The sequence below is a fragment of the Collinsella aerofaciens genome (assembly GCF_039062315.1).
Lineage (GTDB): Bacteria > Actinomycetota > Coriobacteriia > Coriobacteriales > Coriobacteriaceae > Collinsella > Collinsella aerofaciens_BG.
In genome coordinates, this window is the sequence record NZ_JBCJBG010000012.1 from 43,278 (window position 1) to 61,597 (window position 18,320).

21 protein-coding genes and 3 tRNA genes are annotated in these 18,320 nt (G+C 60.3%); 23 read left to right on the plus strand and 1 reads right to left on the minus strand.

Annotated features, from left to right (window positions below; genetic code table 11):
• Positions 1 to 39: 39 nt before the first annotated feature.
• From ABCP74_RS07005 to proC, 20 genes are all read left to right on the plus strand, one after another.
• Entirely contained in the window at positions 40 to 888 is an 849-nt protein-coding gene (locus tag ABCP74_RS07005) for a type II secretion system F family protein (RefSeq protein WP_232049603.1), read from the plus strand.
• Positions 885 to 1,526, plus strand: a complete 642-nt coding sequence (locus ABCP74_RS07010) for a type II secretion system F family protein (RefSeq protein ID WP_006235093.1) — start codon at positions 885 to 887, stop codon at positions 1,524 to 1,526. Before ABCP74_RS07005 ends, ABCP74_RS07010 begins: the two co-directional genes overlap by 4 nt.
• Before the next feature lie 10 nt (positions 1,527 to 1,536).
• A complete protein-coding gene (locus ABCP74_RS07015; protein WP_006235091.1) occupies positions 1,537 to 1,770 on the plus strand; it encodes a hypothetical protein in 234 nt (77 codons plus the stop codon).
• Positions 1,734 to 2,297, plus strand: a complete 564-nt coding sequence (locus ABCP74_RS07020) for a hypothetical protein (RefSeq protein WP_147579406.1) — start codon at positions 1,734 to 1,736, stop codon at positions 2,295 to 2,297. Before ABCP74_RS07015 ends, ABCP74_RS07020 begins: the two co-directional genes overlap by 37 nt.
• 1 nt (position 2,298) lies before the next feature.
• The gene (locus tag ABCP74_RS07025; RefSeq protein ID WP_147579407.1) at positions 2,299 to 2,517 is read left to right on the plus strand and encodes a hypothetical protein; all 219 of its coding nucleotides are present in this window, start codon (positions 2,299 to 2,301) and stop codon (positions 2,515 to 2,517) included.
• The gene (locus tag ABCP74_RS07030) at positions 2,453 to 2,989 is read left to right on the plus strand and encodes a TadE/TadG family type IV pilus assembly protein (RefSeq protein ID WP_099432619.1); all 537 of its coding nucleotides are present in this window, start codon (positions 2,453 to 2,455) and stop codon (positions 2,987 to 2,989) included. The genes ABCP74_RS07025 and ABCP74_RS07030 overlap by 65 nt, the downstream gene beginning before the upstream one ends.
• A gap of 208 nt (positions 2,990 to 3,197) precedes the next feature.
• Positions 3,198 to 5,114 carry a hypothetical protein gene (locus ABCP74_RS07035; protein WP_343001136.1) on the plus strand — a complete coding sequence of 639 codons (1,917 nt, stop codon included), beginning with the start codon at positions 3,198 to 3,200 and terminating at the stop codon, positions 5,112 to 5,114.
• Positions 5,114 to 5,590: a TadE/TadG family type IV pilus assembly protein gene (locus ABCP74_RS07040; RefSeq protein ID WP_195919506.1), complete on the plus strand. Its 477-nt coding sequence runs from the start codon at positions 5,114 to 5,116 to the stop codon at positions 5,588 to 5,590. Before ABCP74_RS07035 ends, ABCP74_RS07040 begins: the two co-directional genes overlap by 1 nt.
• Positions 5,587 to 5,946, plus strand: coding sequence for a DUF192 domain-containing protein (locus tag ABCP74_RS07045; RefSeq protein WP_271759022.1), 360 nt, complete (start codon positions 5,587 to 5,589; stop codon positions 5,944 to 5,946). The genes ABCP74_RS07040 and ABCP74_RS07045 overlap by 4 nt, the downstream gene beginning before the upstream one ends.
• Before the next feature lie 324 nt (positions 5,947 to 6,270).
• Entirely contained in the window at positions 6,271 to 6,555 is a 285-nt protein-coding gene (locus ABCP74_RS07050; protein WP_035137167.1) for an ATP-binding protein, read from the plus strand.
• Positions 6,556 to 6,678: 123 nt separating this feature from the next.
• Positions 6,679 to 6,751: transfer RNA gene (locus tag ABCP74_RS07055), tRNA-Phe, on the plus strand.
• A gap of 663 nt (positions 6,752 to 7,414) precedes the next feature.
• Complete coding sequence (locus ABCP74_RS07060) at positions 7,415 to 8,476, plus strand: glycoside hydrolase family 5 protein (RefSeq protein ID WP_343001137.1); 1,062 nt, start codon at positions 7,415 to 7,417, stop codon at positions 8,474 to 8,476.
• Between the two features lie 6 nt (positions 8,477 to 8,482).
• Complete coding sequence (gene rsmI / locus ABCP74_RS07065; RefSeq protein ID WP_343001138.1) at positions 8,483 to 9,361, plus strand: 16S rRNA (cytidine(1402)-2'-O)-methyltransferase; 879 nt, start codon at positions 8,483 to 8,485, stop codon at positions 9,359 to 9,361.
• Between the two features lie 69 nt (positions 9,362 to 9,430).
• Positions 9,431 to 11,032 carry a methionine--tRNA ligase gene (metG, locus tag ABCP74_RS07070; RefSeq protein WP_343001139.1) on the plus strand — a complete coding sequence of 534 codons (1,602 nt, stop codon included), beginning with the start codon at positions 9,431 to 9,433 and terminating at the stop codon, positions 11,030 to 11,032.
• Between the two features lie 107 nt (positions 11,033 to 11,139).
• Positions 11,140 to 12,000 carry a 16S rRNA (adenine(1518)-N(6)/adenine(1519)-N(6))-dimethyltransferase RsmA gene (gene rsmA / locus ABCP74_RS07075; RefSeq protein ID WP_227790893.1) on the plus strand — a complete coding sequence of 287 codons (861 nt, stop codon included), beginning with the start codon at positions 11,140 to 11,142 and terminating at the stop codon, positions 11,998 to 12,000.
• Positions 11,990 to 12,907: a TatD family hydrolase gene (locus ABCP74_RS07080; RefSeq protein WP_343001140.1), complete on the plus strand. Its 918-nt coding sequence runs from the start codon at positions 11,990 to 11,992 to the stop codon at positions 12,905 to 12,907. The genes rsmA and ABCP74_RS07080 overlap by 11 nt, the downstream gene beginning before the upstream one ends.
• A 43-nt stretch (positions 12,908 to 12,950) precedes the next feature.
• Positions 12,951 to 13,037 (plus strand) — tRNA-Leu (locus tag ABCP74_RS07085).
• A 306-nt stretch (positions 13,038 to 13,343) separates the two neighbouring features.
• Positions 13,344 to 14,282, plus strand: a complete 939-nt coding sequence (locus tag ABCP74_RS07090) for an SPFH domain-containing protein (RefSeq protein ID WP_117765456.1) — start codon at positions 13,344 to 13,346, stop codon at positions 14,280 to 14,282.
• A gap of 6 nt (positions 14,283 to 14,288) precedes the next feature.
• Positions 14,289 to 14,759 (plus strand): 23S rRNA (pseudouridine(1915)-N(3))-methyltransferase RlmH, encoded by a 471-nt coding sequence (gene rlmH, locus ABCP74_RS07095; RefSeq protein ID WP_343001143.1) that lies wholly within the window; start codon positions 14,289 to 14,291, stop codon positions 14,757 to 14,759.
• A gap of 73 nt (positions 14,760 to 14,832) precedes the next feature.
• Positions 14,833 to 15,603 carry a pyrroline-5-carboxylate reductase gene (gene proC / locus ABCP74_RS07100; RefSeq protein WP_343001144.1) on the plus strand — a complete coding sequence of 257 codons (771 nt, stop codon included), beginning with the start codon at positions 14,833 to 14,835 and terminating at the stop codon, positions 15,601 to 15,603.
• 159 nt (positions 15,604 to 15,762) lie between these two features.
• Here the strand turns inward: proC and ABCP74_RS07105 are convergent, their stop codons facing one another.
• Positions 15,763 to 15,936, minus strand: a complete 174-nt coding sequence (locus ABCP74_RS07105; protein WP_006235069.1) for a DUF6724 family protein — start codon at positions 15,934 to 15,936, stop codon at positions 15,763 to 15,765.
• Positions 15,937 to 16,047: 111 nt separating this feature from the next.
• Here ABCP74_RS07105 and serS point away from each other — a divergent pair, with 111 nt between their 5' ends.
• From serS to ABCP74_RS07120, 3 genes are all read left to right on the plus strand, one after another.
• Positions 16,048 to 17,331: a serine--tRNA ligase gene (serS, locus tag ABCP74_RS07110; protein ID WP_161161074.1), complete on the plus strand. Its 1,284-nt coding sequence runs from the start codon at positions 16,048 to 16,050 to the stop codon at positions 17,329 to 17,331.
• Between the two features lie 173 nt (positions 17,332 to 17,504).
• Positions 17,505 to 17,882, plus strand: a complete 378-nt coding sequence (locus tag ABCP74_RS07115) for a hypothetical protein (protein WP_161161080.1) — start codon at positions 17,505 to 17,507, stop codon at positions 17,880 to 17,882.
• Between the two features lie 77 nt (positions 17,883 to 17,959).
• Positions 17,960 to 18,036, plus strand: a tRNA-Arg gene (locus ABCP74_RS07120).
• Positions 18,037 to 18,320: the final 284 nt, after the last annotated feature.

An 18,320-nucleotide genomic window follows, 5' to 3' on the forward strand; every position in this document is an offset into this window, starting at 1 on the left:
GGGTTTTCTGTTGCGACGGCGTGCGGGGCGGAACCTCGTGTGCCGCAGGTACCGCCGGCGGAGCTGGCGCGTCAGGCGCTCGAGACGGTGGCAGAGAAGCTGCCGCGTGAGCTGGTGGAAAACGATCCGCTGAAAAAGATCGCCCGTTCGTGGGCATCGCTGGCTCCGGCGCGTCGCCTTGGCCTCGCGATCGAGGATGCTTCGGGGCGTTTGGCGTTTCTGCTGCTATCGAGCGGTGTCTGCTGCGTTTTGCTAACGATGGTGTCGTTATCGCCCCTCGGATTTGCCTTGGGACTTGTTGCTCCGTTTGCCGTTGGCGCCGCTCGGGATGGCTTTGAGAGCCGGCGCGAGCAACACGATGCAGAAGAGGCCATGCCCGAGGCGTTTACCGCACTTTCCATGTCGCTTGCCTCGGGACATTCGCTGGCCCAGGGCATGCGCTTTGTGGGCGCTCATGCGCAAGAACCGGTGCATACCGAGTTTTTGCGGGTGGCGGCGGCGATCGATTGCGGCATCTCGGCGACCGACGCGCTCGATGACTTGCTCGTGCGCATCGACGCCCCCGGTCTTTCGCTTGTGACCTTGGCGCTTAAGGTGTCACAGCGCACCGGCGCTCCGCTTGCCGACTTACTGTCCGAGGCGTCGAGCATGGTGGGGGAGCGCATTGAGCTCAAGCGCCGCCTAGATGTTAAGACGTCGCAGGCCCGCATGTCTGCGCATATGGTCGCGGCGATGCCGACGGGCATGTGCGCGGTGTTGGCGCTGCTTTCGGCAGATTTTCGTCGCGGTCTTGCGACGCCTGCCGGCGCGGGCGCTGTGGTGCTGGGTCTTGCCCTCAACGCCGTTGCCCTGGTGGTTATCAGGCGCATTATGCGGGTGGAGCTATGAGCGCCCCGGTTGCAGTTGCGGCTTGCCTGTGCGCTCTGAGTGTATTTGTCGCGACGGGTTTGGATCGGGCGGATGCACGCAAGATCGCAGAGGCCTGCAAGCGCGAGGCGGTGCTGGTCGCTGCCGCGGGTCGCTCGGTGGTCGATGCTCTGACCGCGCGAATGAAGGGCGCGGTTGGAGCGGGCGGCCCGGCGCGAGTGTCGCTCGGCGAAGTGTCCGAGATGATCGATGTTGTGCGCTTGGGTCTTTCGGCCGGTCTTTCGTTTGATGCGGCGCTTGAGATTTTCTGCGCCAACCGCCGGTCAGTGCTGGCTCTTCGACTTGAGCGGGCCTGCATGGCGTGGCAGGTGGGCGTGGGCACGCGTGAGGACGAGTTGTTGGCCGCCGCGCGCGACCTGGACGTGCGAGCGCTCGAGACCTTTGCCATCACGGTGGGACAGGCGCTCGCCCTGGGTGCCCCACTTGCCGAGACACTGGCCGCTCAAAGTCGCGAGATCCGTGCGGCTCATCGCGCCGCGGTCGAGCGCGAGATCGAGCGTGCGCCCATCAAGCTGCTGATTCCCACCGGCACACTCATCTTGCCGGCGTTGCTTCTGTCCATATTGGGCCCGCTGTTGGGAGCAGGCGGGATGATGTAGGGAGGAATACATGAACACGATGACTGACGTTGCTGGCAAGGTCTGGAGCTGGGCTGTTTGCCAGTCAATTCGCGCTCGCCAGCATGCCGGGGAGCTACTGCAGGAGGAGAGTGCGCAGGGCACCACCGAATACGCCATCTTGGTCGGCGTGCTCGTGGTGATCGCCATCATTGCCATTGTCGCATTTAAGGGCAAGGTCCAAGATCTATGGAACGCTATCAGCGAGGGCATCAACAGCCTGTAGAGGGCGAGCGCCCCATCGGGGTGCTGCTGGTGTTTGCTTGCCTGACCGTGGCGATAGCGGCGGTGCTTTGGGGGCTTAACGCCGCGCGGCAGCAGCGTCCTGGGGCCGCCTTCGATTCGGGCTCAGATTCGGCGGTGGCGTCTCAAAAAGATGAGATGCGAGATGCGGACGATTCGGATGTCGCTGTCACGGCGCAAACCTTTCTGCGGACGCTCGACAAGCGGTCTGGCACTGCGACGGATTCACCTGAGGACAACGCGATTGCGGTCCGGCTTGCATGGTCCGAGGACCGACCGATGACCGAGGCAGCGGCGGATATGTTACGCGCCTACCGCGAGGTGCCAACGGCCCAGCTCGCCCTGAGCGGCTATCTCGATATTAAGGGCAACGTATGGGGCGCCATTGTGCGCGATGGGCGCGGCTGGGTCGATATGGTGACGGTTGCCGCGGATGCCGGCGATGCCTCGTGCCGCCTGCGCGTGATCCGCCTGAGCCCGCAGGCATCGAACTCAAAGGAGGGGTCGTGAAATGCATGACGTCCTGCGCGAGGAATCTGCCCAGGCGACGGTCGAATACGCCATCGTCACGGTGGCGCTGCTTTCCATCGTGCTGGCGATCGCGGGGCTTTGGCGTGCCGGTGCCGACGGGCGCTTGGCGGCGCTGGTCGAGCGGGCGGCATCCCATGGCGTTGCCTCGACGTCGGTTATCGACGCCGCTGCGGGTGCTAAGGACATCGCGTTGTATTGATATCGCGCGCGAGGACCGGGCGCAGTCTACGGTCGAGGCCGCTTTTTTGCTGCCGACGTTTCTGATGCTCATCCTTCTCGCACTGCAACCGGTGTGCCTGCTCTATACGCGCGCGGTCATGGAGTCTGCCGCTGCCGAGACCGCGCGGCTCATGACCACGACGACGGCGGAGGACGACGATCTTAAGGAGTTCACCCGCCGCCGGCTTGCCGCAGTGCCCAACGTTTCGATCTTTCATGCCGGCGGGCCGTTGTCGTGGGATATCGAGCTTGGTCGGGCCGATGCGGGTGGCGTCTCGTCCGTGTCCGTTTCCGGCGAGGTCAAGCCGTTACCTGTGATCGGTGCGTTTGCGCAGGCTATGGGTGGTACCGCCGAGGGCGGCTACGTTGAGCTCAAGGTCGATGTCTCGTATCAATCACGTCCCGAATGGCTGGAGGGAGATTATGGTTCGTGGATTGCTGCATGGGATTAAGCGTTTCTGGTCTAGACGCGTTTTGACGCGCCGTCCGAGCTGCCATCGCAAGCGAGGCGGCTTTATGGGTCGAGCCGGTATCGACCTGTTTATCGAAGACGGTGCCTACACCACGCTTTCCTCTGCCGTGGTCATCCTAGTGGTGCTCACGTTGCTGTTTTCGTCGACCGCGGCGATATGGAGCATGTCGCGTGCTGGGGATACCCAGGTGGCTGCCGATAGCGGCGCGCTGGCAGGCGCCAATGTGGTGTCGTCCTACCATACGGCTGCGACGGTGGTGGATGCGAGCATCTTGAGTCTGGGGCTGGCGGGGTTTGCCACGATCGGGACGGGACTGGTCGCCATCCTCATCCCGGGTGCCGAGCCAGTTGCCGGCAATATGGTCGACACCGGGATTGAAATCATTAAAACGCGCAACAAGTTTGCCAAAAGCGCATCGGAAGGCTTACAGAAAATCGAGACGGCTCTGCCGTATCTGATCGCCGCGCGTGCCACGCAGGCGGTGTCGGCGCAGGATACCGATAGTGTGACCTATACCGGTACGGCGCTTGCCGTGCCCAGGACATCCGGGTCGGACTTCGCTGCGCTCAAAGGGTCAGAGATCTCAACCGATACCATTAAAGACACTTCAGATGATTTAGAGCGTGCGGCCGAGGAGCTGCGGAAGGCTTCTGAGGACACGGCGAAGGCTAAAGAGCGCGCTTGGCTGGCGGATTGTGGCGGGTCGGACAAGGGCTCGGTCAGCAGCTGTTCTTGCATGTGGGAGCGTGCGAAAAGCCTAGCGGATCTCTCTGGTGCTCAAAATCCACATTACGCTTCGAGCGTTACGTGGGAGCCGCAAGTGGCGCTCGATCGCGCGAAGGCCTACTATCGCCAGCGCCTGGCAAATGAGAAGCCGCTTGGCGAAGGTCCGGAAAAACAGGCAGATTCTGCTGCACGAAAGGTGTTCTTCGCGTATGCGAGCGAAGAAGTCGAGCGGGCATATATAACTGAAAAGGACGGCAAAGTTTCCGCCCGCATCCCTTTCCTTCCGCGAAATCCAGATGAGGCGCGGACGACTGAACTCTATACCGATGCACGTTGGCCCACGAGTGAAGTAGATAAAGTTACCTATTTGCATTATGGGACTGACTGTCCAAATTACAAAAAAGGAAAGCCGGGTGGGCTGGCATCCGTCGCAGATTTTGACGGTCACGAAACGTGTAGCGAATGCCATTTCGGTGTGTCGTCTTTAGGGTACGTTGCGATTGCAACGACTTCTGTCGAAAGGGGCTTCGAGTACCACTTCGATAAGTTCAAAGAGGCTCTGGAAGACTACGTCGAATGCCGCAACAAAGAACTCGAACTTGAGCGTCAGACCGAGGATGAGGCCGACCGTGCGGGCAATGCGTTTGACCAGGCCATTAAAGCGCTTTCCGGCGAGCGCCCGCGTATCGCCCCACCTGGTCGCAACGGCGTGGTCGCCTTTGCAGTTTCGGGTGACATTACCAGCCCCGATCAACTTAACTCCTCGTTTAACGCGGCAGTCAGGCTTGGCGATCGCGGTGCTATCTCTGCCGCGGTGCTGGCGCCCGATGAGGCGACGGCGCAAAACAACGTGCTTTCGCGATTTTTCTCGACATTGAAGGAACGCTCGGGCGGCGTTGCCGGCGTGCTCGACGGCGTCATGGATGTTTGGGGACGGCTACTCGTGGGATACGGTGATATCCAAGGCTCAGCCGACGAACTTATGGACGAGATGATTAAAGGCCTAGGAGGGGGCAGCGGCGCGTTGGGCTCCATCGCATCGTGGCTCGGCGATACCGTTTCGGCGTCCGTGGCGGCGCTGGGTTTGGAACCGTGCGACTTGCGCCTGCGAAAGCCGGTGCTGACCGATTCCGCCAATATCATTAAGAGTCCGGGGTCTGACATTGCGGGTCTCTCTCAAGCGCAAGACAAACTGCGAAGTATTCCGTTGGGCGTGACCGATCCCAAGGCGCTTTGCGAGGCGTTGGAATATCAAGTCGAACGCACCATTAACGGTACGGTGTTCACACTTGCGGAGATTCCTCTGCCCGGCGGCGGCTCCATCCCGCTCACCGTCGATGTCGCCACGCTGGTTGGCGCTCTGGGCGGTGGGTCGTAATGAGTATCCGCATGCGTCTGCGCGAGGAGCGCGCCCAAGCGACGGTGGAGATGGCAGTGGTTACGCCCGTTTTGCTGGTGCTGGCACTCATTGTGTACAACGTCATGATCTTTGCCAGCGCTGTCGCGCGCTTCGACCGCGTGGTGCCCGACATCGTGCTAGCGCATGCCGTGGCGTCGGAGGGGGAGGGCGACGAAAGCTCTGCCGATGCCTCGGCGACGGTTCAGACTCAAATTCTGAATGCCATGGAAGGCTATGACTTACAGATCGAAGTGTCGAGCGAGCAAGGCGCGAAGGCATCGGATGGTGGCCTGCTCTCCCTATCCGGTACGTTTAGGACCTACACCTGCACCATGCACTATGAGCCGTGGCCGACTTCTCTCAGCATCGCTGGCGTTCCGCTGGGGGCGCCGACAACGTTGTCGCACGAGCGTGCGGTGACGGTCGATCCATGGCGTCCGGGGGTGGTCATGTGACCGCGGTCTCGTCCTACATCGCCTACGCGCGGGCACTCAATAGGCTGGGTTGGACGCCGGCCGAGTTTGTGGTGGCGGAGTCGTTTGTCGTGCGCCTGCGCGGCATGCTGGGACGGCGTCCGGTTGCCGCCAACGGCCTGCCGCTCGTCATGGCGTTTCCACGCTGCTCTTCGGTCCATACGTGTTTTATGGCCTATCCCATCGACATCGCCTTCATCGATCGCGACGGCAATATCCTCGCGCGCTACGAAAACGTCCGCCCTTGGCGTATGTGCTCCTGCCCCGGCGCCTGGGCCGTACTAGAGCGTCCTTCAATCATTGTTTCGACCCCTGCTCTCCAACGCGTGCCGGCTTAAGAATTGGCGACAGTGGACTTTCGTCATACGAAATTGGGTAAGATGGAGGAGAAGATGCATGGATGTTGAGATTCACCCCAACGCTAAAAAGCACCTGACGGAAAAGCAGGTGCTTAGCGCTTGGCTTGCGGTTACTGAGTGCATTCGTCGCGAGTCGAAGGACGAGCCGCCGAGATGGCTTGCGATTGGATGGCTCCCAGACGGACGAAGCGTGGAGCTTGTCGCGGTCGAGCTTGTCCGTGGGTGGCTTATCATTCATGCCTTGTCTCCAGTCCAGAAGAAATTTTGGCAGGAGATTGAACAGGCTCGGCAAAGGGGTCGATGATGGGCAAGACGTATACGGCCGCTAATGGTCAGGTTGTAACGGATGAAATGATTGACGCGTGGTGCGAGTCGTACGAGCGCGGAGAGTTTCCGGATGGCGAACACACCGTTGGTGGGATCGTGCATGGACGGCCCCCGCTCTCAGGTGAGGGGACGGCAACGCTGTCGGTCAAGATTCCTCTGGGAATGAAGGAGGCCATTCGTCGACGGGCGGCTGCCGAGGGGATGACGCCAAGTGAGTTTGCCCGTGCGGCTCTGAGTGAAAAACTTCTTGCTGCCGGCTGATGCCTCTGACGTGCCGATTTATAGAACCGAGGCTGTGCTCAAAAACTTTTTTAAAATTCTCGGTTGACCGGAACGCGTCCTTGGTTATACTAATCAAGCCTTGAAACAAGGCACAACTCAAATGGCTGGGTAGCTCAGTTGGTAGAGCAGAGGACTGAAAATCCTCGTGTCAGGGGTTCGATTCCCTTCCCCGCCACCTTGAATTGACTAGGACCTCTGCAAAGGGGTCCTTTTCTTTTATACAGCCCCCACATGGAATCGAACCCCGTGAGGGCGCGGAGCTGAGTAAACGCGTAAGCGTTTGCCAGCGCAGCTCGCAAGGCGCGTAAGCGCCACAGCGGTCCGTCCGCGCAGCGCGCGGACGCGATTCCCTTCCCCGCCACCTTGAATTGACTAGGACCTCTGCAAAGGGGTCCTTTTCTTTTATCGAGGGCTCTGCGGAAATTGCGTCCCGGAATTTGGCTTCAGAGTGGGATGCGCTTTCCGCTTTGATGTCGCTTGGGAAAGCGCGACCCGGAATCCGGCGTCAGAATGGGACGTGCTTTCCTTTTGCGGCCTTTGGCGGAAACTGCGTCCCAGATCTCGCGCTCAGAACGGGATGCATTTTCCGATTGAGGCCTCGAACGGAAAATGCATCCCAGTCTTTTGCGAAAAACGGGATGCGCTTTCCGGCCGCCTACTTCCGGCGCATATGTACATCTCGGCGCGCCATCTCGGGCCCGCCCAGATATTCCTCCCGCTTTTGCGCCACTTTACAGACCGTTCGGTCGTCTGTCCGCACGCGCGGGTATACTCAAAACGATACTTTTCCTATGCAATACGATGCAGGCTCGGCCTGCACGATCCGAAGGGGGCAGTGATGGAGAGGATACTCGGCGTTAATCTCTCTGGCTGGTTTATTCCCGAGCCTTGGGTGACCCCGTCGCTATACGCGGCGACCGGTGCATCCAACGCGGCCGAGCTGCAGGAGGCCATGGGCACCGCCGCCTATAACGAGCGCATGCGCCGTCATTACGAGACGTTTGTGAGCGAGGACGATTTCCGTCGCATGGCGCAGATCGGCCTCAACGCCGTGCGTCTGCCGGTGCCCTGGTATGCCTTTGGCTCGCAGGAGTCCGATGCGTCCTACATCTCGGTTGTCGACTACATCGACCGTGCAATTGAGTGGGCTGCCAAGTACGACATCCGCGTGCTGCTTGACCTGGCAACTGTGCCCGGTGGCCAGGGCGATTCCAACGATTCGCCCGCCACGCCGGAGGCTGTTGCCGAGTGGCATTCGTCCACTAACGGCCGCCATGTCGCACTCGACGTGCTCGAGCGCTTGGCCGAGCGTTACGGCGAGGCCGAGAGCCTGCTGGGCATTGAGCTGCTGGATACGCCGCAGATGAGTGTCCGCAAGAGTCTCTTTGCCATGACGGATGGCATTCCGGCCCACTACCTGCGCAATTTCTATCGCGATGCCTACGAGCTCGTCCGTTCGTATATGCCCGAGGATAAGATCGTCGTCTTTTCGTCTTCGGGACATCCCAGCGAGTGGAAGCATTTTATGCGCGGCGCCAAGTACAAGAACGTCTACATGGACCTTCACCTGTACCATTACCGTGACGAGTATGCGCTCGATATCACGAGCCCCCGCGGGCTGACGACGGCGATTTCGCGCAACAAGCGCGAGCTCAAAGAAGCGATTTCGACTGGGTTCCCCGTGCTGGTGGGCGAATGGTCGGGCGCGGCGATCTTTGCCAACTCGTCGGTTACGCCCGAGGGCCGCAATGCCTACGAGCGCGTGTTTATCGCCAATCAGCTGGCTTCGTTTGCGCCGGCTGCCGGTTGGTTCTTCCAAACGTGGAAGACCGAGAAGCGCATTGCAGCATGGGACGCCCGCGCGGCGCTCGGTACGCTCGAGCGCGGCATGATTGAATAGGTTGATATGACGCAAAACAGCGCCCATACGGGCAAACTCTATGTGGTCGGCACGCCCATCGGCAACCTGGGCGACCTGTCCCCGCGCGTTGGCGAGGCGTTTGCCGCCGCCGATGCCATCTGCTGCGAAGACACGCGTGTGACGTCAAAGCTGCTGATGCACCTGGGCATTTCCAAGCCGCTTGTCCGTTGCGACGAGAATGTGATCGCCAGCCGCGCCGCCGGCCTGGTCGACCGTCTGCTGGCGGGGGAGACCCTCGCCTTTGCCTCGGACGCCGGCATGCCGAGCGTGTCCGATCCCGGCCAGACGCTGGTCGAGGCGGCACGTGAGGCCGATGTGCCCGTAGAAGTTATTCCCGGGCCCTCTGCTTGTGTCACGGCGCTCGTTTCGTCCGGCATTCCCTGCGAGCATTTTTTCTTCGAGGGCTTTTTGGGCCGAAAGCACGGTGACCGCGTGCGCCGTTTGCAGCGCCTTGCCGTGGTGCCCGGCGCACTCATCTTCTACGAGTCTCCACATCGCATCGTGGCGACGCTCGAGGCCGTGGCGGAGGTCTTTCCCCAACGTGAGGTTGCCGTCTGCCGCGAACTCACCAAGCTGCACGAGGAGGTCTTGCGCGGGCCAGCTGTCCAGCTCGCCGAGGAGCTGCGTGCTCGTGGCGAGGTAAAGGGCGAGATTGCACTGGTCATCGCGCCGCCGAGCGAGGATGAGGAGGCCGGTATCGTGCCGGTTGGCGCCGCGGCAGCGGATCCCGACGAGGCTCTGCGCGAGGATATCCGCGCCGCGCTCGAGGAGGGAGAGCCCGCGTCTGCGGTGGCCAAGCGCCTGTCTCAGAAGTATTCGCGCCGCAAGCGCGATGTCTATGCCATGGTGCTCGATATGCAATAGATGGAGGATATCCAGCCCTTGCGCTAGAATCATCCCCTGTATGCAACGTTTTTCTGGAGGACAAACCCCATGGATCAAAGCAAGCCTTCGTTCTTTATCACGACGCCCATCTACTACGTCAACGCCGATCCGCACCTGGGCACGGCTTATTCCACCATCATCGCCGACGTTCAGGCCCGTTATCGTCGCTCCGCCGGCTATAACGTCAAGTTCCTGACCGGCATGGACGAGCACGGCGAGAAGGTCGCCGAGGCCGCAGCCAAGCACAACATGACGCCGCAGGAGTGGACCGACAGCCAGGCTCCGCACTTCAAGGAGCTTTGGAGCAAGCTCGAGATCTCCAACGACGACTTCATCCGCACCACCGAGCCGCGCCAGCATCATGCCGTGCAGTACCTGTGGGAGCGCATGAAGGAGTCCGGCTACCTGTATAAGGGCAGCTACGACGGTTGGTATTGCGTGCCTGACGAGACCTACTTCACCGATACGCAGGTCCAGAAGGGCGACGAGGAGTACGGCAGCGTCGGCCAGCACCTGTGCCCCGACTGCCACCGTCCGCTTGAGCGCGTGCAGGAGGAGTCCTACTTCTTTAAGCTTTCCGCTTTCCAGGACAAGCTGCTCAAGCTTTACGACGAGCACCCCGACTTTGTCGAGCCTGCGTTCCGCATGAACGAGGTGCGTAGCTTTGTCGAGGGCGGCCTCAACGACCTTTCCGTGAGCCGCACGAGCTTTGACTGGGGCATTCAGGTCCCGTTTGACGAGGGTCACGTGACCTACGTGTGGTTCGATGCGCTGCTCAACTATATGACGGCCGTCGGCTACGGTGTCGACACCGACGAGGCGCGTGCCGAGCTGGCCTATCGCTGGCCCGCGCAGTTCCACATCGTGGGCAAGGACATCATCCGCTTCCACTGCGTCATTTGGCCCGCCATGCTCATGGCCATCGGCGAGGCCCTGCCCGAGCACGTCTTTGCCCACGGCTTCCTGACCGTGCGCAATGCCGAGACCGGCAAGGCCGAGAAGATGTCCAAGAGCCGCGGCAACGCCATCGCTCCGCAGGACGTTATCGACATGTTGGGCGTCGAGGGCTATCGCTACTACTTCATGACCGACGTCGTCCCCGGTACCGACGGTGCCATCAGCTTCGATCGCATGGAGCAGGTCTACAACGCCGACCTGGCCAACAGCTGGGGCAACCTTATCTCGCGTTCGCTCAACATGAGCGGCAAGTACTTTGACGGTTGCGCGCCCGCCAAGCCCGCATCGTTCGATGCGTTCGACAATCCGCTGGCAAAGATCGCCGATGGTCTGGTCGAGCGCTACATGGCCAAGATGGACGTGCTCGATTACGGTGGAGCCAAGGACGAGGTCATGGAGCTCATCCACGCCGCCAACCACTACATCGAGGACTCCGAGCCTTGGGCACTTGCCAAGGACGAGGCCAAGGCTGACGAGCTGGCGTTTGTGATCTACAACCTGCTCGAGGCCATCCGCATTGCCGCTCACCTGCTGATGCCGCTCATGCCCCAGACTTCTGCCGAGGCTCTGCGCCGCCTGTCCTGCGAGGACGAGGCCGCGAGCGACGATCTCAAGGGCATTTGCGCTTGGGGCCTGCTTGCTGGTGGTCAACCCGTCGAGAAGGGCGATCCGCTGTTCCCGCGTCTGGGCTAAGCCGCTGCGCGCCATATCGGCAATTTGCTGTTTAGCTGTAAGGGCATGGCCGCAACGGTCCATGCCCTTTTGCTTTACGATGCAGCCACCATGTTAAGGAGGCAACCATGACAACTTCGCCTTTGGCAAACCCCACGGCAACAAGGGAGCTGCTGGAGGAGTTTGGCCTTGCGACCAAGCATCGCCTGGGCCAGAACTTCCTGATCGACAACCATGTGATCGAGCGCATTTGCGAGCTTGCCGAGCTTGCGGGCGATGAGCGCGTGCTCGAGGTTGGTCCGGGCGTTGGCACGCTCACGCTTGCGCTGTTGCAGGAGGCGGCGTGCGTCACGTCGATCGAAGCAGATCCCGAGCTCGAACCGGTGCTCGACGCCCATGCCGCCGACTATGCCAACTTCCGCTTTATCATGGGCGACGCGCTTAAGGTGGGCCCGGAGCAGATTGAGCAGGCCGCCGGCGGCGAGCCCACGGTATTTGTCGCGAACTTGCCCTATAACGTGGCGGCGACGATCATTTTGCAATTTTTCCAGACGATGCCGGCGCTCAAGCGTGCCGTCGTCATGGTGCAAAAGGAGGTTGCCGATCGCATTGCCGCAGTGCCGGGCAACAAGACCTATGGCGGCTATACGGCAAAGCTCGGCCTGTATGCGCAGGTGACGGGTCGCTTTGAGGTGCCGCCGCGTTGCTTTATGCCAGCGCCGCACGTGGACTCGGCCGTCGTGCGTATCGACCGTGTTGACGGCGTGGTGCCCGAGGGGCTCGATCGCGAGTTCGTGGCTCGTGTGATCGACGCTGCATTTGCTCAGCGGCGCAAGACCATCCGAAATTCCATGAGCGCCAACGGCTTTGCCAAGGACGTGCTCGATGCCGCCTTTGAGGCTTGCGGTATCGCATCCACCACGCGCGCCGAAACGCTTGATGTTGCCGACTTTGTCCGCCTGGCCCAGGAGCTAATCCATGACGCTTAATGCCGAACGCGTGACGTTTACCAAGAAAAAGAAGACGGTTGCTTGTCCCGTGCCCTTGGCGCCGCTTGCCGACACGCATGCGCATCTGCTTTCGTTTTGGGGCAAAGAAGTGCCCGAGACGCTCGTGCGCGCCAAAGCCGCGGGCGTCGACCTGTTGGTGACGATGTTCGACCCCATCGCTGACAAACGCAGCGTGACGGACTATAGCGACTGGCTCGTGCGCGAAATTCTGCCGATGCAGGATATCCCTCAGATCAAGTATCTTGCCGGCGTGCATCCGTATGGCGCGCCGGACTATACCGACGACGTTCACGCACAGGTCGTTGCCGCACTCGATGACCCCTTATGCGCCGGTATTGGCGAAATCGGCCTGGACTACCACATGGACTATGACGACGATATCGCGCCGGCACCCCATAGCGTGCAGATTGACTGCATGGCGCGCCAGCTCGAGCTTGCCGTGTGCCGTAACGTGCCGGTGGAGCTGCATCTGCGTCACGAGGACACGGACCAGGAGCGCACCTCGCACGTTGATGCGTACAACGTGCTTCGTGAGGTGGGCGTGCCCCAGGCCGGTTGTGTGCTGCACTGTTTTGGCGAGGACCGCGCCACGATGGAGCGCTTTGTGGAGCTGGGCTGCTATATCGCCTATGGTGGTGCGGCCACCTTTAAGCGCAACGACGACGTGCGCGAGGCATTTGCGGCAACCCCACTCGATCGAATTTTGTTCGAGACGGATTGCCCGTATATGGCTCCAGAGCCCATCCGCGGTCTTGAATGCGAGCCCGCAATGATCTCCATTACGGCAAACGCGCTGGTTAACGACCGTGTCGATCGCACGGGTGAGGACGCCGAAACAATCGTGCAAGCCGCTTGGGAGAATGCCTGCAAACTTTTTCAAAAATAGTTCTTGCGTTCGTGGTGGCGCTCCGTTATTCTAATTCCTGCACGCGGGCGTGGCGGAATTGGCAGACGCGTACGGTTCAGGTCCGTATGGGGGCAACCCCATGAAGGTTCAAGTCCTTTCGCCCGCACCATTGATTGAAAGAGCTCCCAGCAATGGGGGCTTTTTTGTTATGGGCCCATCACAGGGACTTGAACCTGTGAAGGAGCGAGCGTAAAGAAAACGCGGAGCGTTTTTAGCGAGCTGGCGAGGACGCCGGCAGGCGGCCGAAGCCGGTGCGGATCCGCGAAGCGGATACGCGGACGTCCTTTCGCCCGCACCATTGATTGAAAGAGCTCCCAGCAATGGGAGCTTTTTTGTTATGGGCCTCTTGTTGATGTCACGTTGCTGCTTCGTGCGGGTATCCTAGTGCCAACGTGTGCCTATCAGAGGAGAGACCATGCTGTTGTCCGGTATCATTGCCGCCCTTACGAGCCTTCTGCTTCCCATCATTATTTTGTTGCTGCTGCTTCCCAACGCCTGCTATGTCGTTGAACAACAGCATGCCGTGATCATCGAGCGTCTGGGCAAGTTTAACCGCATCGTCAACGCGGGCTTCCACATGAAGGTGCCCGTGATCGACCGCAAGGCCGCCACGGTGAGTCTGCGCACCATGAAAAACGGTTTTGGCATCGACGTTAAGACCCAGGACAACGTGACCATCGGCCTTGAGGTCTCTGCTCAGTACCACGTGAGCTATGACATGGGCGCCGGCCCGGCAGATTCGGGTATCTACAAGAGCTACTACATGCTGCAGGAGCCCGTCGACCAGATGCGTGACTTCATCACCGACGCCCTGCGCTCTTCGATTCCCGTCTACACACTCGATGAGGTCTTTGCCAAGAAGGATGACATCGCCAAGGATGTCAACGCTACCGTTTCAGAGCAGATGGCCGCCTACGGCTTCACCCTCGTGTCGACGCTCATCACCAAAATCGCACTGCCGACCGAGGTCGAGAACTCCATGAACGACATCAACGCCGCCCAGCGCAAGCGCGCTGCGGCACAGGAGCTCGCCGAGGCCGACCGCATCAAGCGCGTCACCGAGGCGACCGCCGAGGCTGAGGCTATGGAAAAGGCGGGCGAGGGCATCGCCAACCAGCGCAAGGCCATCGCGCTGGGTATCAAAGATTCGCTCGAGATCATCCAGGAGACGGGTGTCGGCAATGACGAGGCCAACCAACTGTTCATGTTTACGCAGTGGTCCGAGATGATGACGGAGTTCGCTCGCACGGGTAAAACCTCGACGGTCGTGCTGCCGAGCGACTTTTCGCAGTCGGCCTCTATGTTCGAGCAGATGCTGGCTGCCGGTAAAGTTCAAAACGATTCGAAGGAGTAGACGCGCGTGAAATACACCGTCGTTTGCGTCGGTAAGCTCAAGGAGCGCTTTTGGAAGGACGCGTGCGCTGAGTACACCAAGCGCCTAGGTGCCTATGCCAAGGTTGATATCCGCGAGGTGGCCGATATCGACCCGGCTAAGGCGGGCGGCGTGGATGCCGCGCGCGACAAGGAGGGGGCGGCAATTCTTGCTGCATTGCCGTCTCGAGCGCATGTGATCCTGCTGGCTATCGAGGGCAAGGAGCGCTCGAGCGAGGAGTTTTCGGCGCGGCTCGATGATCTTATGCTGCGAGGCAGCAGCGACATTGCCTTTGTAATCGGCGGTTCGGACGGCGTGAGTGATGAGGTGCGCGCCCGCGCCGACGAGATGCTCAGCTTTGGACACATTACCTTGCCGCATAACCTGGCGCGCGTGGTGCTGCTGGAGCAAATCTACCGCGCCTGCAAGATCAGCCGTGGCGAGCCGTATCACAAATAGGTCGGCAATACGAAACAATGGCGTGGGACAATAGCTTTCGTTTTGAAGAGCGTGTCTGAGAGGACTATGAGATATGAAGATTGGATTTGTCGGTTTTGGCAATATGGCGAGCGCTATGGCCGATGGCTGGATCGCTGCCGGTGTAGCTGCGAGCGACATGTGCGCCTGCGCGGGTCGCTACGACGCACTGGTTGAGCGCTGCGAGGCGCGCGGCATGGTCGCCTGCCACGATGCCGCCGAGGTTGTCGCCGCATCCGATATCGTGGTCGCTGCGGTCAAACCGTACATGATCGAGAAGGTATTCGCCCCGCTCAAGGATGCTCTTGCCAAAAAGGTCGTTCTGTCGGTTGCCTGGACCTGGGACAGTGCCAAGTGGGAGCAGGTCCTGCCGGGCGTCGCGCATATCTCGACGGTGCCCAACACACCGGTTTCGGTGGGCGAGGGCGTCATCGCCTGCGAGAAGGCTTCCACGCTTAGTGATGAGCAGAGCGCAGTGGTGCTTGATCTGCTTGGCAAGCTCGGTGCGGTGGTCGAGCTCGATACGAGCCTGCTGTTCGTGGGCGGCACGGTGGGTGGTTGCGCTCCGGCATTTGTCGCCATGGCAATCGAGGCCCTGAGCGATGCAGCGGTCAAGCACGGTATCCCGCGTGCCGATGCCTATCGCATTGTGAGCCAGATGGTGCTGGGTACGGCAAAGCTGCAGCTTGCAACTGGCCAGCATCCTGCGGCGATGAAGGATGCCGTATGCTCGCCCGGTGGTGCCACCATCAAGGGCGTCGTTGCGCTCGAGGACGCCGGCATGCGCAGCGCCCTGGTCAAGGCAATCGACGCAACTCTCCAGTAAAACCTGCCAAAAAAAGGACGGGTTTATTTTTGGCAGGTATTTTCTGCGGTTTTGTCCTTTTAGCGAAAAGCGCCCCGCAACTGGCTCAATTCCAGTTGCGGGGCGCTTGCGTTTGCCCAGATAAAACAGACCAAAATAAACCTGTCCCTTTTTGGCAGGTTAGTCCCAGAAGCTGTCTTCCTCATCCTCGGACTTGGGCCCGCGGTCGACGTACATCTTATGGGTACGCTTCTCCATTACAAAGGCAAGAATCGCAAATAACAGGATGCCGCCGGCGAAAAGGATGGCAAAACCGGTGCGGGTGCCAAACAAAAAGGAAAAAACTGCGTCCATTGGGTGCCTTCTTGCGTAGTTGAGTTGGGTCGTAAACGCTCATAAGTATATACTTGCCCATACATGTACAAGGTTGCAACCTAAATGGAATGTATATCGCCGGAGGATCTAATGCTTGATATCAAGTTTGTTCGCGAGAACCCCGATGCCATCGATGTCGCCATGGCTAACCGCCAGACGTCTTGGGATCGCGAGAAGTTCTTTGAGCTCGACGACGAGCGCCGTGCCGTCATCACCGAGGTCGAGGAGCTCCAGGCTACGCGCAATGCCGAGTCCAAGAAGATCGGCGCCCTGATGAAGGAGGGCAAGAAGGACGAGGCCGAGGCCGCCAAGGAGGCCGTGCGCGCCGTCAACGAGAAGATTGACGGTCTGGCCGAGCGCCGCACTGCTCTCGAGCAGGAGCAGTACGACTTCATGGCTCACTTGCCCAACATTCCTTGCGAGGCCACGCCGTACGGCAAGGACGAGGACGAGAACATTGAGCGCCGTCGTTGGGGCACCCCGCGCGAGTTCGACTTCGACTTTAAGCCGCACTGGGATCTGGGCACCGATCTGGACATCCTCGACTTCGAGCGTGGCAATAAGCTCTCCGGCAGCCGCTTTACCGTTCTCGGTGGCGCCGGCGCCCGCCTGGAGCGCGCCCTTATCAACTTCTTCCTCGATACGCACACCAGCCGTGGTTTTAAGGAGTGGTGGCCGCCCATCGTCGTCAAGCGTCAGACCATGTTCGGCACGGGTCAGCTGCCCAAGTTCGAGGACGACGCCTATCACGTCTCGGGCGACAACTTCCTGATCCCCACCGCCGAGGTCGTGCTTACCAACCTGCACGCCGGCGAGGTCCTCGATGCCGACACTCTGCCGCGCCGCTACACCGCCTTCACCCCCTGCTTCCGCGAGGAGGCCGGTTCCGCCGGTCGCGACACCCGCGGCATCATCCGCCAGCACGAGTTCGACAAGGTCGAGATGGTCAAGTTCGCTAAGCCGGAGGAGTCTGACGAGGAGCTCGAGAGTATGACCGCCGAGGCCGAGTACCTGCTGCAGCAGCTGGGCCTTCCGTATCGCGTGATTAGCCTGTGCACCGGTGACTTGGGCTTCTCTGCCCGTCAGACCTACGACGTCGAGGTCTGGCTGCCGAGCTACAACGCCTACAAGGAGATCAGCTCCTGCTCCAACTGCGGTGACTTCCAGGCTCGCCGCGCCAACATCAAGTATCGCGACCCCGAGAACTTCAAGGGTTCGCGCTACCTGCACACGCTCAACGGTTCCGGCCTGCCGGCTGGCCGCACCATGGCCGCCATTCTGGAGAACTACCAGAACTCCGACGGCACCATCACGATCCCCGAGGTCCTGCGTCCTTACATGGGTGGTCTCGAGAAGATCGAGCCGGTCGCGTAAGTTGGCTGCATAGGGGATATGCAAGGGCGCTCCTTCGGGGGCGCCCTATTTCGTGCGCAGGTCCATACCATGCCGTGCGGACAGCTCAATAGAAAACACACGAACAACTGTTCTGTATACAGCCATCTACCTGCTATGCTTTTGCTAAATAAGAGCGAGAGAAAGGGGACGCGATGGAGCTGTTTGATGATCGGGTGGTTTTGTTTGAGAGCGACGAGGGCGGGGAGTACCTGCTTGTAACGTGTGAGCCGTCTGGCATGGGCGGCCTGGTGGTTCGGCAGACGAGTGAGGGTCCGTTGACACAATGGTGCTTTGAGGAGTCGCCGCATGTGGTCGAGACCTTTGTGATGCACGAGGGACTTGTGGCGCTGGAGCACTTCTATGGAGTTGGGACTTCCAACCAGGTCGCGCGCATGCTGAGCATCTCGTTTGCCGATTATGATTGTGCCCAGCGGGTGAGATCGCTCCTGAGGGAACTTGATGCCAAGTTCGACGTGATCGAAAAGCCAATCGATCGTACGGGGAACAGCGGTATATGCGGAGCAGCATGACAAAACTGCGTTCCACAAAAAAGTTTGAGATTGTGCTTGACTCCAATAAGCTAAAGTGGTTTTATATGTCTTGCGCTGCGGCGTTACCTCAGCTGGATAGAGGGTCTGACTACGAATCAGAACGTCATAGGTTCGAATCCTATACGCCGCACCAATTGAAATCGAAAGCCTCCGGCAACGGGGGCTTTTCTTTTACGTCGGCACTGCATGGATTCGAACCTCGGTCGAGGCGCGGGCGTAAAGAAAACGCGGAGCGTTTTTAGCCCGCGGGCGAGCACGCCGGAAGGCGGGCGGAGCCGGTGCGGATCCGCGCAGCGGATGCGCGGAATCCTATACGCCGCACCAATTGAACTTGAAGCCTTGAACTGCACCCCAAAACTTGGACGGCTTAAATAAAAGCTACGCCGCAAGGGACTGTCTCCGGAACTCCTCCGGGGT